We start from the raw sequence: 14,207 nt of genomic DNA on the forward strand, positions 1-14,207 counted from the left end.
CCGCGTCGGTACGGCGCCGCGTGTGAACCCATCGGAAGCCTCCCTCGCTCCTCGGCGCGCGGACGCCGCCGCTCTCGCGGACGCCGCCGCTCTCCCCCGCACCAGGTCGCCGAGAACCGCTCCGGACACCGTCCGCGGCAGCAGGCACCCCGCGAAGGAGAATCCTCGCGTCACGACAGGGGCGACACCACCCCGTGGACACGGCTCGATGCGGATGGTCCGGGTCCGATGGCGTCCTGCGGGCCCCGGCTCGGATCCGCGCCGGGGCCCGTGGCACGTAGGCTCAGGGCTGCAGGGGCATCGTCCAGCAGTTGGAGACGGCGCGCTTGCCGGCGAGGCGGTCGGTCAGCCAGGAGATGGCGTCGCCCTGGTCGGTGATGAGGGGCGCGACATGGTTGGTGAGCAGTCTGTCGCCGAGGTTCGGCAGATTGATGGCGTCGTAGGTGATGTCGGCGCCCTTGCGGCACCAGTCGACGGCGAGTTGACGTGCCTGGGCGTGCGGGACGATGTCGTCCTGGATGCCGGTGGCCAGGCGTACCGGACTGGTCGGCTTCAGGTTGCCGATGCGCTGGTTGTCGAGCGTGGCCTGGAGTGCCGGTGTGCTGTCGACGATGTCGCTGACGGACTCGCCGTTCGTCGTCCAGGACGTGCTCTTCTTGAACGCGTATCCGAAGATTGCGTCGCCGACGCACATCGTGGTCAGGTCGTTCAGCGCGGCCTTCCCGGCGGCGTTGAGGTGGGCGTCGGCGATGGCCCGCAGGTCGGGGTCGGCCTGCAGGAAGCCGTTGAGGGACCATCCCAGGGCACCGGCGAGGGCGCTGCCGTCGATGCCCTTGATCACTTCGGTGAGGTTGGCGGGCGGTGCTCCGGAGTAGGTGCCGGCCAGCGTGATGTCCGGGGCGTAGGAGGGCTGGAGTTCGGCCGCCGACGCGCTGGCGCCGCCGCCCTGGCTGTAGCCGAAGAGGCCGACGGGTGAGGCGGAGGTGATCGACGCCCCGGTCAGCGCGCGGGCCGCGCGGACGGCGTCGAGGAGTGCGTGGCCGCCGTCGAGACGGTTGACGTAGGTGTGGAGCCGGTCGGTCGCGCCCAGTCCGACGTAGTCGGTGACGACCACCGCCGTGCCGGAGGCCAGGAGTCGGTAGATCGCGAGGTCCTCGTAACCGACCGACACCGTGTCGCCGTTCAGGGTGAGCGGGTGCTGAAGCCCCATGGAGGCCGCGCACTGGTCGCCCTGGCCCATGGTGCCGGGGGCGACGGCCACCAGCGGTCGCGGGCCGCTTCCCTTCCAGGCGGCCGAGGGCTCGATGTAGGCGCCGGTCACCGCGACGGGTTGGCCGTTGGAGTCGGTGGACTTGTACATCAGGCGGGTCGCGGTGCCGGGGAGCGGACCGTCGAGGCCCGGCAGGCTGAGGGCGAGCGGAAGGGGTTCGCTGCGGACCAGGGCGCCGTTGGCCGAGGGGAGGCTCGCGGGCGGCGTGTAGAAGGCGGGAATGGTCACGCCGCGGGAGACCACGTCGTCCGGGCCGGCGGCCGCGGCGGGGATCGCCTGGACACTCAGGCAGGCGAGGGCCGCGAGGGCGGTGGCGAGGAGGCGGGCGCGATTCGGTGCGGCGGGCCCGGGGTGCGCGGAGGGCAAAGGCCGCTCTGCGTGGGGACGTCGGCTGGACGCCGGATGCGGCTGATGGGTGCTGTGGGGTCGTTCCATGCGGCTCACTCCCTGCTTCGTCAAAACGTGGGGGTCGTGCGGGCGGCCGACGGCGTCCATGGCGTGACACCGTTTCTGGTCAAGGCGCCGACAGAGCCGCCACCGGTGGACTCCGGGGGCGGTCTCAAGTCGGTTGGGTGCGCGCGAAAGGGCAGGGTCCGGGGACGGACGTGGGCAGGACGACCACACCCGCCCGGACCGCGGGCATGGCAGGACGACGGACCCGCCCGGACCGTGGACATGGGCAGGACGACGGCCCGACCCGCATCGCTGACGTGGGCAGGCCGATGGCGCCGCACGCGCGCCGTCGGCCGGGCGGCGCGCAGTGCGGCGCCCGCCCGCACGTCGTACGCCGTGCGGGCGAGGCGGCATGTCATGAGGGTTCTGTGCACGGCGGAGCCCTGGTGCTCGTGGCTGCCGCTCCGCCGTCCTGTGCTGTCCCGTGGTGCCCTGTTCCTGTACGTGCCCTCGACAGCGAAGGACGCCGAAGTCCCGTTCGACGCCCTCTAGTTACTACCGAGTCACATCTGGAGAGTAGGAGTGGATGTCACTCAGTGACAAGATGTCTGCGTGCGTCATTTCCGAGGGGCTCGCGATGCCGCCGACGGCCGAACCGAGCAGGGACGGCGGGGCAACGGTGCGCGCCCGCCGTACCGACAACCGCCCACCGGGCCTGGCCCGTTGGAGCAGGGCCGCACCCGGGCGACGGACCCGCGACGGGCGAATCGCCCCCTCGCGCCCCACAAGGGACGAGAAGCGAACGGCGACTTGAGCAAAGGGATGGCATGGTCTAGTCCAAAGACCTATCTGGTCTAGTCCAACTCATTGACGTGGTCGCGACAGCACCCGGAAGCTGGGGACACTCCCCCACCCCTCTGGAGGCACAGTGAGACGTCTTCGCGCATGTCTGGGCGCGGCAGCCGCCGTGAGCCTGGCCGCAGTCGGCACGACCGCGCTGGTCGCGGGCAACGCCTCGGGCGCGACCACCGCGCTCAGCAACCGCTGGTACGCAGCCGCCCCCTATCTGATGCCCACGGACAACGAGCCGCCGGACCCGGGCGCCATCATGGACGCGACCGGCCTCAAGGCGTTCCAGCTCGCCTTCGTCCTCGCCCCCAACGGCGGTGGATGCTCCCCCACTTGGGGCGGGACCTCCGCGGTCTCCTCGGACACGGCCGTGCAGTCGGTCATCAACACCATCCGCGCCAGGGGCGGCGACGTCTCCGTCTCCATCGGCGGCTACGGCGGCACCAAGCTCGGCCAGACCTGCTCGGACGCGGCCGCCACCGCCGCGGCGTACCAGCAGGTCATCACCAAGTACGGCCTGCACGCGATCGACTTCGACCTGGAGGAGCCGGAGTACGAGAACACGGCGGCCATCAAGAACGAGATCGGTGCCGCCAAGATCCTCCAGCAGAACAACCCCGGCCTCTACGTCTCCGTCACCACGGCCGGCACGGCGGACGGAACCGGCTGGTTCGGCAAGCAGATGCTACTGGAGGCGAAGTCGCAGGGCTTCACGCCGAACAACTTCTCCATCATGCCGTTCGACGGCGGCTTCAACGGCGCCGCGTCCCAGACCAGCGCGCTCACCAACTTCAACTCGATCCTCCAGTCCACCTTCGGCTGGGACCAGGCGACCGCGTACGCCCACGAGGGCTTCTCGGGCATGAACGGCCGCAGTGACACCGGCGAGTACTTCTCCCAGGCCGACTTCCAGACCGTGCTGGACTTCGCCACGAGCCACAACATGGACCGCTTCACCTTCTGGTCCCTCAACCGCGACCGTCAGTGCACGCCCGCCGACAACGGCGGCCGTACGTCGGGCACTTGCTCCAGCGTGACCCAGAACTCCTGGGACTTCGCGAAGTACTCGGTGAAGTTCGCCGGAGTGACCCCGCCCACCGGCACACCCACCCCGACGCCCACGCCGACCCCGACTCCCACGCCGCCGAGCAGCGCGTGCAAGACGGCTTGGAGTTCGACCACGGTCTACACCGTCGGCAACGAGGCTTCGTACAACCACCACAACTGGAAGGCCAAGTGGTGGACCCAGAACGAGGCGCCGACAGGCGCCGAGTGGGGTCCGTGGCAGGACGAAGGCGCCTGCTGACACCTGTTCGGATCCGGACGGGGTGCCGCCCGAGAGCTGGCCCCGTCCGGAGCGATCGGCTTCACGCCTGGCCTGTCGGGCCGCACCGTCGAGGGGATGACATCACCCGAGATCCGGGTGGCGCCATCGCCCGCGGGCAATCGGCACCGGAGCTCTTGACAGGATCCGTCACGCGTCACAGGCTTTGGCAACGTTGTCATTCACCCTGACAACGTTGCCAACCCTTGTGCTCGGCAAGCACCAACCCGTGTGATTGGACGCCCCGCTGATGGCCCAGCCGAATCCGCCGCACTCCCCGTCCCGACGATCGATCGTCTTCACCGGCTCGACACTGCTGGCCGGATTCGGCCTGGGCACCGGATTCCCGGGTACCGTCTCGGCCGCCGGGCGCCAGGGCTCCGCTGTCCCGCACGGGTCCGCGGACGAGCTCGCCGTGTACCGGCCCGTGACCGTTTCGTCGACCGACTACGCCCCCACCCCGGGGGAGTTCGTGGTGGACCGGATCCACTCCCCCGGCGTGCGGGGCACCGGATGGCGTGCCGCGGCCGGTGACCCGCAGTGGATCTCGGTCGATCTCCAGGCGGACTGCCGGGTCACCTGGATCCGGCTCACCTTCGAGGCCGACGCGAGCGACCCGGTGTTCACCCCTCCGGCGAGCGGGAACTGGGCCGACGGCACCACGGGCAGAGAGATTCTGTCGAGCTACGCGGTCGACTTCGTGGTCGAGACCTCACGCGATCACACATCCTGGTCGAGTGTGTACCGAACGACCGCCGGAACCGGTGGCGTCGTCGACATTCAGCTCCCCAAGGCGACCACGGCCCGCTGGGTGCGCCTGACCTCCCGGAAACGGTCCAGTTCCAACCCGCTCGGGCTGAACGGCTTCGAGGTGTTCGGCACCGCCCAGGGGCATCGGCCCTCGGCGACCGGCTGGACCGACTGGGGTACGCACGACGGCCACGCCCCCGCGTTGAAGGTGGCCGATGACGGCACGGTACCGCTGGAGTCCGGCTGGACGCTGACCATGGACGACTGGGCGGACGGCGACGGCCCCACGCTGTCGCGGGGGAACGTGGACACCCGGACCTGGCTGCCCGCCACCGTGCCCGGCACGGTCCTCGCCTCCCTCGTCGACCAGGGCAAGCTGCCGGACCCGGTCTCCGGCCTGAACAATCTGAGCGTCCCCGAGGCGCTCTCCCGCCATGCCTGGTGGTACAAGCGGGACTTCGAGGTGCCGCGTGCGCTGCGGACCGGCGCCGGGCGCCGGATCTGGATCGAGTTCGACGGCATCAACCACCAGGCCGACATCTGGCTCAACGGGCAGCATGTGGGCGGCTTGTCGTATCCGTTCGCCCGCTCCGCGCACGATGTGACCCACCTCCTCGACGTGAAGGGCGAGAACGCGCTGGCGGTGAAGATCACGCCGATGCCCGTCCCCGGAAGCCCCGGGGACAAGGGTCCGGCAGGCGAGGCCTGGGTCGATGCCGGAGCGAACCAGATGAACCTCAACTCCCCCACGTACCTGGCCTCTTCGGGCTGGGACTGGATGCCCGCCGTCCGTGACCGCGTCGCCGGGATCTGGAACCACGTCCGGCTGAGATCCACCGGCCAGGTCGTGATCGGCGACCCGCGGGTGGACACCGTACTGCCCGACCTGCCCGACACCTCGACGGCCGAACTGACCATCGTCGTCCCGGTCCGCAACGCCGACACCTCCGACCACAAGGCGACCGTCACGGCCGCCTTCGACGACGTACGGATCTCCCGGACCGTCACGGTTCCGGCCGGCCGGAGCATCGACGTCGTGTTCGCTCCCGACACCTTCGGCCGGCTGCGGCTGCGCGACCCGAAACTGTGGTGGCCCAACGGGCTCGGAAACCCCCACCTGCACGACCTCACCCTGGTCGCCCAGGTGGCCGGGACCGAGAGCGACCGCCGCACCACCCGCTTCGGGATACGCCAGTTCGGCTACGACTACGACGTGCCGCTGCCCTTCGTCGCCTCCGGTGACGCGTACACCCAGTCCGTGGACCTCGGCGCACAGCGGGCTCGGCACCTCCGGATCCGCTGCCTGACCCGGGCCACCGACTGGGGCAGCTCGCTGTGGACCCTGTCCGTCTTCGACAGTTCACGGCCCGCGACGGACCTCGCCCTGCATGCCGCCGCCACCGCCTCCACCGTCGACGGGGACGACCACGGAGCCGGCAACGTCACGGACGGCGACCCCGCCACCCGGTGGTCCTCGGCCTACCAGGACGACCAGTGGATCCGGGTGGACCTGGGCTCCACGCAGTCGTTCGACCGGGTCGAGCTGGTCTGGGAACAGGCCTACGCCCGGACCTATGTGGTGCAGGTGTCCACCGACGGTGCCGACTGGCTGGACGCGCGGTCCGTCGACAACACCGCGGTGCCGTTGCCCTTCAACAGCGGCGACGCGAGCCTCCAGGTAGAGGACTTCACCCCGCGCACGGCCCGCTTCGTACGGCTCGACTGTGGCCTGCGGAACACCAGTTGGGGCAACTCGTTGTGGTCTCTCGCGGTCATCGACAGTACCGATCCCGGGACCGACCTCGCGCTGCGCAAGGCGGCCACCGCCTCCACCGAGGACGGCGGTCACCCGGCGTCCTCCGCCACCGACGGCGACCCCGGCACACGCTGGTCATCGGAGTACGCGGACCATCAGTGGATCCGGGTCGACCTCGGCACCGCGCGGCGCTTCGACCGGGTGGCCATCGTGTGGGAGGCGGCCTACCCGAAGACGTACACGATCCAGGTGTCGGACGACGGCGACGTGTGGACCGACGTCAAGTCGGTGACGAACACCCCCGAACCGCTGAAGATCAGCGTGAACGGTGTACGGGTGCTGGCCCGTGGAGGCAACTGGGGCTGGGACGAGTTGCTGCGCCGGATGCCCGCCGCCCGCACGGACGCGGCGGTGCGCATGCACCGCGACATGAACTTCACGATGATCCGCAACTGGGTGGGCAGCAGCAACCGCGAGGAGTTCTACGCCAGTTGCGACGAGCACGGGATCCTGGTGTGGAACGACTTCCCCAACGCCTGGGGTATGGACCCGCCGGACCACGACGCCTTCGACTCGACCGCGCGGGACACCGTGCTGCGCTACCGCATCCACCCCTGCGTGGTCGTCTGGTGCGGCGCCAACGAAGGCAACCCACCGGCAGCCATCGACAAGGGCATGCGCGAGGCCGTCGAGCAGCAGGCGCCCGGCATCCTGTACCAGAACAACTCGGCCGGCGGCATCATCACGGGCGGCGGCCCCTACGGCTGGGTCGAACCGGAGAAGTACTACGAGCCGTCGACCTATGGCAGCAACAGCTTCGGCTTCCACACCGAGATAGGCATGCCGGTCGTCTCCACCGCCGCGAGCCTGCGGAACATGACCGGCGACGAGCCCGAGTGGCCGATCCGCGGGGCGTGGTACTACCACGACTGGAGCGAGCGCGGAAACCAGGCGCCGCACAACTACAAGGCGGCCATCGAGGCCCGCCTGGGCGCGGCGACGGACCTCGACGACTTCGCCCGCAAGGCGCAGTTCGTCAACTACGAGAACACACGTGCCATGTTCGAGGCCTGGAACGCACATCTGTGGGACGACGCCAGTGGTCTCCTGCTGTGGATGTCGCACCCCGCGTGGCACAGCACGGTGTGGCAGACCTACGACTACGACTTCGACGTCAACGGCACCTACTACGGCGCCCGTTCGGCCTGCGAGCCGTTGCATGTGCAGGCGGACCCGAGGACGGGACACGTCATCGCGGTCAACCACACCCGCGCGGCGGTGAAGGGGGCGAGGGTCACCGCCCGCCTCCACGACCTCTCCGGCCGACAGCTCGGCACCCCGCACACGACCGAGGTCGATGTCGCGGCCTCGGCCACAGCCACGGCCTTCACCGTCGCGTGGGCCGACGATCTGCCCGATCTGCACCTGCTGCGGCTGACGCTCGAAGACCCCTCGGGCCACCCGCTGTCGCGCAACACCTACTGGCGCTATCGCAGCCCGGCGGCCATGAAGGCGCTCACCACGGCCGAGCGGGTCCAGGTGTCCGCTTCGATCACCCACCTTTCCCGGACCGGCGCACGCCATGAACTGACCGCCACCGTCCGCAACCGGGGCCGGGCCGTCGCCGCGATGACCCGGCTCTCACTCCTGGACCACACCAGCGGTGACCGCGTCCTGCCGACGCTGTACAGCGACAACTATCTGTGGCTGCTCCCGGGCGAGTCCCGGAAGGTCACGCTGTCCTGGCCGGCCGCCGCGCTCCCCTCCGGCCGCCCCGCCCTGCACGTGGAGGCGTACAACAGCCACCCGGCCTCGGCCCACTCCTGACACGAATACCCGCTTTGCCCCCTACGTCCTGCCCCGGAGCACGTTCTCGCTGCTCAGGGTCTTGTCGCTGCGCCGGTTGCCTGGTCTTCTGTACGCCCGGTGATCGATAGCGCCTCGCCTCACCACGGTCTGCCGAGCGGCCCGTGGTTCGGCGAGGCCGGCAGGAAAGGCAAGGACGTGGACTCAGTGGCTGGGCAGGACGTGCGGAGGTCGCTGCCCGAAGGGCTGGGTACGGCGATACGCGAGACCGCCGAGGAGATCGCCGCGCTGCTGGGGCCGGATGCCGACATGGGGCTCCGGATTCCCGGGGCGGAGTGGAATGTCGGCGAGGCGGCGGCGCATCTGGCCGTGGCCAACGAGCTGATGGCGGAGCTCGCGGCGGGACAGGCGCGCCCCTATGGGGACGGCACGCCGCAGAGCCTGGCCGAGGCCAATGAGCGGTCGCTGGCGGAGTTCGGGGAGCGGGGGGCCGAACCGCTGGCGGCGATGATCGTCAAGCACGCCGATGCCTGTGTGAAGGCACTGGAGGAGGGGGCGGCGGAGTCGGTGGAGGGGCCCGTGGTCACTCCGCTGGGCCCGATGAGTCCCCAGGAGCTGGGGTCGTATCTGCTCACGCACATGCTCGGTCACGGCTACGATCTCGCCCGCGCGCTGGGCCGGACGCACATGATCGACCGGGCCCGCGTCGGGCTGACGCTGCCGTTCATGCTCACGGCGATGCCACGGGTGACCGATCCGGTCCGCACGGCCGGGATGAACGCCCGCTACGACATCCGGCTGTGGGGCGGGGCCGGCCGCTTCGGGGTGACCCTGGCCGACGGCGTACTCACCGTCGACGCGCAGCCACCGGCCAGGCCGGACTGCACGATCCTCATCGAGCCGGTCACCTTCCTCCTGATGGCGCTGGGCCGCCAGGGACAGGCGAGCCCGCTCGCCCGCGGCCGCATCATCGTGTGGGGCCGCAAGCCCTGGCTCGCGCCCCGCTTCCCGGGCCTCTTCACCGCGCCCTGAGACACGCATCGGTCTCACGGGCGGTCGCCAGGGGGCCCGGGCGATCCCGAGGCGGCCCCGAAGGAGTCAGCCCAGCTTGCGGTCGAGGTTGAAGGCCGCGCTGATCAGGGCGAGGTGGGTGAAGGCCTGGGGGAAGTTTCCGCACTGTTCCCCAGTGTGGCCGATCTCCTCCGCGTAGAGGCCGAGGTGGTTGGCGTACGTGAGCATCTTCTCGAAGGCGAGTCGGGCCTCGTCGAGCCGGCCCGCGCGGGTGAGCGCCTCGACGTACCAGAAGGAGCAGATCGAGAAGGTGCCTTCCTCGCCCTCGATGCCGTCGGGGCTCGCCTGTGGGTCGTAGCGGTAGACGAGGGAGTCGGAGACCAGGTCCTCGCCCAGTGCGTCGAGGGTGGCGAGCCATTTCGGGTCGGTCGGGGAGATGAACTTCCCGAGCGGCATCATCAGCAGCGACGCGTCGAGGATGTCGCTGTTCTCGGTCTGGGTGAAGGCGTTGCGTCGGGTGGACCAGCCCTGGCTCATGATCCGCCGGTAGATCGTGTCACGGACGGCGCCCCAACGATTGATGTCAGCGGGCAGGCCGCGGTGCCGGGCCAGCCGCATGGCGCGTTCGATGGCCACCCAGCACATGAGGCGGGAGTAGAGGAAGGGCTTGCGGCCCCCGCGGGTCTCCCACACTCCCTCGTCGGGCTGGTCCCAGTTCTCGCACAACCAGTCGACGAGCCCGCTCACGCTGTCCCAGTGGGCGCTGGAGAGAGGCTGCCCCCACTTGTCGTAGAGGTAGAGGCAATCGATCAGGGCGCCGTAGATGTCCAGCTGGAGCTGGCCGACGGCGCCGTTGCCGACGCGGACGGGAGCGGATCCGCGATAGCCCTCGAGGTGGGTCAGCTCGCGTTCGGGCAGGTCACGGCGCCCGTCGATGCCGTACATGATCTGCAGCGGGCCGTCCGGGCCCACATTCTCGAGTATGTCGCTCTGGACGTACTCGGCGAGGAAGCCCATGAAGGCCTCGGCCTCGTCGGTGAAGCCGAGGCGCAGCATGGCGTACACGCAGAACGCGGCGTCGCGGATCCACACATAGCGGTAGTCCCAGTTGCGCTCGCCGCCGATCCGTTCGGGCAGGCTGGTGGTCGGCGCGGCGATGATGGCGCCGGTGGGGGCGTACGTGAGCAGTTTCAGCGTGAGGGCGGAGCGATGCACCATCTCCCGCCAGCGGCCCCGGTACCGCGACCGGGACAGCCAGTGCCGCCAGTAGCGCACGGTCGCGTTGAAGTCCCGCTCGGCCTCGGTCACGGCGCAGAAGCGCGGGGCCGTCTGGTCGTCGATCTGGTCGAGGGCGAAGACCGCGGACTCCCCCTCGTGGAGCTTGAACAGCGACCACACGTCCTGCCCGGCGGTCTCGATGGGCACCGTGGACGTCAGGGCCAGCCTCAGCGTCGGCGAGGTGAAGACGGCCTGGCCGGACTCCACGCGCACGGTGTGCGGGACCGTCCCATACTCGAAGCGGGGGGCGACCCTGGCACGGAAGGGCAGCGTTCCTCGGACGCAGACCACGCGGCGGATCAGGCGGTGCCGTTCGGCCTCGTGCGAGTCCTCGAAGACCGGCATGAAGTCCTGGATCTCACCGACCCCGTCGTCGGCGAAGAAGCGGGTGATCAGCACATTGGTGTCGGGAAAGTAGAACTGCTTCGTACGCGCCGGGACGTCGGCGGCGAGTTCGAAGCAGCCGCCGCGGTCGGCGTCCAGGATCGAGGCGAAGACGCTGGGCGCGTCGAAGCGCGGGCAGCAGTACCAGTCGATGGTGCCGTCCGTGCCGACCAGCGCCGCGCTGCGCAGGTCGCCGATCAGACCGTGGTCGGCGATGGGCACATAGCGGGGAGTTCCTGCGCCCCGTGGGCCGCCGGGCGCGCCACGGGCCCCGTCGTCCGCTCTGGCCTCATGCGTCACGTCCGCCATACCGGCCTCCTCTGGGCCGTCACCCGAGCCTCCCCCTCCGCTCCAGGCTAACGAGTCATCCGAGGTCCGGGGCGTTCGTACCTCCGGGATCGCCGACTCTCGGGCTCCCTGGCTCCCCTGGCTCCCGGCAGCCAGGTCACTCGTGTCGCTCCGCATGGCCGTGCCGTCAGTGCTTCAGGACGACCTTGGCTGCCACGATGACCAGTCCGAGAGCCAGGTTGACGAAGCCCTCGGCGATGACCAGGCCGCGGGAGGCCCCGGCGCGGGCGGCTCCGAGGCACGCCCACATGACCTGTTGGGCCACCGCGATGCCCAGAGCGATCCACAGGCCCGTGCTCACACTCAGGTCGAACACGGCGCTGAGGGCCACAGCGGCGGCGGGAAGGGTGGCGGCCTCGACGATGGACCACTCGTGCGTACCGATCCGGCGGATCTCCCGCAAGGACCAGGGCTGACCGAACATGCGCTCGCCCGCGAGCTGTGCGTAGACGTGGGTCGCCCAGAAGACCAAGCCGGTGACCACCAGCAGCACGACGGCTTCGAGCCGTGGGTATTCCCCTCCCGTTCCGGCCGTGGCCACCACGGAGGCGGCCAGGATCGAGCCGTAGATGGCGCCCGCGTAGTCGGTTCGACGGCTTGCCGGCGGGTCTGCACGATCGCCACGCTCAGGTGGAACGCTGGAGCGACTCACCAACTCACCATAGGGGTGAAGGACACCGGCACGCCCGGCGAGTATGGCGTCCGGTCCGCCCCGGCACCCTCTCGCGTCGCCGCACCCAGGTGGTCAGTCGTTCGACGCCGATCCGCCCCGCCCCGACGCGGCCCGGGCCCGCTCGGCCGTCCGGACCCGGTCCGGCCCGAGGCCGTGCCCGAGGACCGTCAGCCTCTCCCCACCGCCCGCGTTGCCCACCTCGTCCAATTGATCTCCACCCGCCACTTGGCCTGCTCACATGAGGCGGGAAAGGACTCAACGAGACAGAGCACCGAAAAGGATCAATTCTTCAAAGGCTGTCGCCCATCCGTTTTTCTTCCCGCCGCCTAAATCATCAGAATACGGCCAGTTGCGTGCTGCGACATTGTGCGCACGGGCGTGAACTGTCACCGTCGTGCGCGGAACGACAGTCCGACCATGACGTTGGACGACCTCAACTGCTTTCCCACGTAAGGCTGTTGGTTCGCAAGGGTGCCGACGCGACCAAAATGCCAATCTCCGCCCTTTACCGGTTCACGCCTTACCCGGGCGCGTGCCGGGCGTGCGACAACTTCCATGAACAACGATTCTCGCACTGCGCGGACTCGGATCGGCCAACCAGCCCGACACGTAATCCGCAGCTCTATTGAAGGAGATGTTTCACAGTCATGAGAAAAAGCGCATTTCGCGTCCCCACCGACAAAGAACGCATCCGGCCTCTGGTCATCATGGGCGCGAGACCGGGTTGGAGAGCCCGGGTCGGGGTGTTCGCCGCTACCGCGGCGCTTCTCTCGGCAGGCACCCTGTTCGGTGCCGATCCGGCCATGGCGGCGCCGGCAGCGATCAAGCTGACCTCGTCGTCCTGCCCCAACGTGATCCAGCAGGGCCAGGTGAGCGGCTGCGTCACGGAACTGCAGAACCTGCTCAACGCCCACGGTGCCGGTCTGGTGGTGGACGGTGAGTTCGGGGCGAACACGCTCCACGCGGTGCGCGAGTACCAAGCCGCCACCGCGATCGCCGTGGACGGGCAGGTGGGCCCCCAGACCAAGAGCAAGCTGTACGCGACCGGGGGCTCGGCGCCCGCGCCGATCAATCTCATGTCCTCGTCGTGCCCGGCGAACATCGTCCAGGGCAACAAGGGCGGATGCGTCACCGAACTGCAGCGGTTGCTCCGCCACCACGGTTACGCGATCGATGTGGACGGCGACTTCGGGTCGGGGACGTACAGCGCGGTCCGAAGCTTCCAGTCCGCGCACGGCCTGTCCGTCGACGGCCAGGTCGGTTCCAACACCAAGCGGGAGCTCTACGACACCGACGAGTCACCGGCGACCGGTCTGGACCTGCGATCGGCGTCCTGTCCGGCGAACATCGTGGAGGGGCAGAGCGGCGGGTGCGTCGCGACGCTGCAGGCCCTGCTCAACGGCCAGGGCCAGCACCTCGACGTGGACGGCGAATTCGGCCCCCTGACCCTGACGGCCGTGAAGTCGTTCCAGTCCGCGCGCGGCCTGTCCGTCGACGGCCAGGTCGGCCCGAACACCAAGACCGCCCTGTACTCCAACATCGGTGGTGGCGGCGGCAACGGCGCACCGGCTCCGATCAACCTGAACTCCGCCTCGTGCCCGGGCGAGATCGTCAAGGGCCAGCGCAGCGGGTGCGTCACGGAGCTGCAGAGTCTCCTCAACCACCACGGTGCCGACCTCGCCGTCGACGGCGACTTCGGGCCGATGACCGACAGCGCGGTGCGGGATTTCCAGGCCGAGAAGGGCCTGTCGGTCGACGGCCAGGTGGGTCCGAACACCAAGGCCGCTCTCTACGGCACGGTCACCCCGCCGTCGTCGCCTCCGCCCGGCGGCGGGTACAGCAGGATCCTCGCCGTGGCCGCGGCCGAGGTCGGCACGGTCGAGGGCAGCGCCAGGGCGAACAGCTACGGGTCGTCCGTGGGCCTTTCGCTGTCCACCGACGACTACGCCTGGTGCGCGACCTTCGTGAGCTGGGTGGCCAAGCAGACGGGGGCCAGCTCCTACCGCAGCACCTACGTCGTGGGCTGGGTCAAGCAGGCACGGGCCGGCAATTACCACCTTTCGGTGACGACCAGCCCGCAGCCGGGCGACATCGTGGCCTTCGACTGGAACGGCGGCAACGACTACACCGGCGGGCACGAGCACATAGGCATCGTGAGAACGGTGGGTGGCTCCACCTTCACCACCGTCGAGGGCAACACCGGCAACCCCAACGGCGGATCTGACGGCGTCTACGTCAAGACCCGCGGCACGAACAGCGGATACAACGTGCTCTTCATCCGGGTTCGTTGATCAGGGTGCCGGGCTGAGGGCATTCTTCCCGGCACCTGTCGACCTGCGGCCAAGTCCGAGCGCGCCGTAGCGGC

General features: G+C 69.6%; 9 protein-coding genes. 5 read left to right on the plus strand and 4 right to left on the minus strand.

Features of this window, described 5'->3' with window-relative positions; all coding sequences use genetic code 11:
• Positions 1-283: 283 nt before the first annotated feature.
• On the minus strand, positions 284-1,705 hold the full coding sequence (locus tag ABZX90_RS25310; RefSeq protein ID WP_355208296.1) for a lipase family protein: 1,422 nt from the start codon (positions 1,703-1,705) through the stop codon (positions 284-286).
• Between the two features lie 375 nt (positions 1,706-2,080).
• On the opposite strand from ABZX90_RS25310, the gene ABZX90_RS25315 reads away from it, so the two are divergent.
• The 4 genes from ABZX90_RS25315 (at position 2,081) to ABZX90_RS25330 (ending at position 9,180) form a co-directional block, all read left to right on the plus strand.
• Complete coding sequence (locus tag ABZX90_RS25315) at positions 2,081-2,215, plus strand: hypothetical protein (RefSeq protein WP_355208298.1); 135 nt, start codon at positions 2,081-2,083, stop codon at positions 2,213-2,215.
• A gap of 376 nt (positions 2,216-2,591) precedes the next feature.
• On the plus strand, positions 2,592-3,818 hold the full coding sequence (locus tag ABZX90_RS25320) for a chitinase (protein ID WP_355208301.1): 1,227 nt from the start codon (positions 2,592-2,594) through the stop codon (positions 3,816-3,818).
• Positions 3,819-4,086: 268 nt separating this feature from the next.
• On the plus strand, positions 4,087-8,169 hold the full coding sequence (locus ABZX90_RS25325; protein WP_355208304.1) for a discoidin domain-containing protein: 4,083 nt from the start codon (positions 4,087-4,089) through the stop codon (positions 8,167-8,169).
• 186 nt (positions 8,170-8,355) lie between these two features.
• The gene (locus ABZX90_RS25330) at positions 8,356-9,180 is read left to right on the plus strand and encodes a maleylpyruvate isomerase family mycothiol-dependent enzyme (RefSeq protein ID WP_355208307.1); all 825 of its coding nucleotides are present in this window, start codon (positions 8,356-8,358) and stop codon (positions 9,178-9,180) included.
• Positions 9,181-9,246: 66 nt separating this feature from the next.
• Here ABZX90_RS25330 and ABZX90_RS25335 read toward each other — a convergent pair whose 3' ends face one another.
• From ABZX90_RS25335 to ABZX90_RS25345, 3 genes are all read right to left on the minus strand, one after another.
• Positions 9,247-11,130, minus strand: coding sequence for a glycoside hydrolase family 15 protein (locus ABZX90_RS25335; protein ID WP_351129561.1), 1,884 nt, complete (start codon positions 11,128-11,130; stop codon positions 9,247-9,249).
• 166 nt (positions 11,131-11,296) lie between these two features.
• Positions 11,297-11,821 (minus strand): hypothetical protein, encoded by a 525-nt coding sequence (locus ABZX90_RS25340; protein WP_351129559.1) that lies wholly within the window; start codon positions 11,819-11,821, stop codon positions 11,297-11,299.
• Between the two features lie 93 nt (positions 11,822-11,914).
• On the minus strand, positions 11,915-12,049 hold the full coding sequence (locus tag ABZX90_RS25345; protein WP_355208310.1) for a hypothetical protein: 135 nt from the start codon (positions 12,047-12,049) through the stop codon (positions 11,915-11,917).
• A gap of 440 nt (positions 12,050-12,489) precedes the next feature.
• Between ABZX90_RS25345 and ABZX90_RS25350 the strand changes: the two genes are divergently transcribed.
• A complete protein-coding gene (locus tag ABZX90_RS25350; protein ID WP_351129553.1) occupies positions 12,490-14,133 on the plus strand; it encodes a peptidoglycan-binding protein in 1,644 nt (547 codons plus the stop codon).
• Positions 14,134-14,207: the final 74 nt, after the last annotated feature.

The sequence above is a fragment of the Streptomyces sp. NPDC002935 genome, from assembly GCF_040611295.1.
Taxonomy (GTDB): domain Bacteria; phylum Actinomycetota; class Actinomycetes; order Streptomycetales; family Streptomycetaceae; genus Streptomyces.

What these genes read in the sequence shown, in the direction of transcription:
- ABZX90_RS25310 (WP_355208296.1), bottom strand. Translation starts at nt 1,705, where the DNA reads ATGGAACGACCCCACAGCACCCATCAGCCGCATCCGGCGTCCAGCCGA.
- ABZX90_RS25315 (WP_355208298.1), top strand. Translation starts at nt 2,081, where the DNA reads ATGAGGGTTCTGTGCACGGCGGAGCCCTGGTGCTCGTGGCTGCCGCTC.
- ABZX90_RS25325 (WP_355208304.1), top strand. Translation starts at nt 4,087, where the DNA reads ATGGCCCAGCCGAATCCGCCGCACTCCCCGTCCCGACGATCGATCGTC.
- ABZX90_RS25335 (WP_351129561.1), bottom strand. Translation starts at nt 11,130, where the DNA reads ATGGCGGACGTGACGCATGAGGCCAGAGCGGACGACGGGGCCCGTGGC.
- ABZX90_RS25350 (WP_351129553.1), top strand. Translation starts at nt 12,490, where the DNA reads ATGAGAAAAAGCGCATTTCGCGTCCCCACCGACAAAGAACGCATCCGG.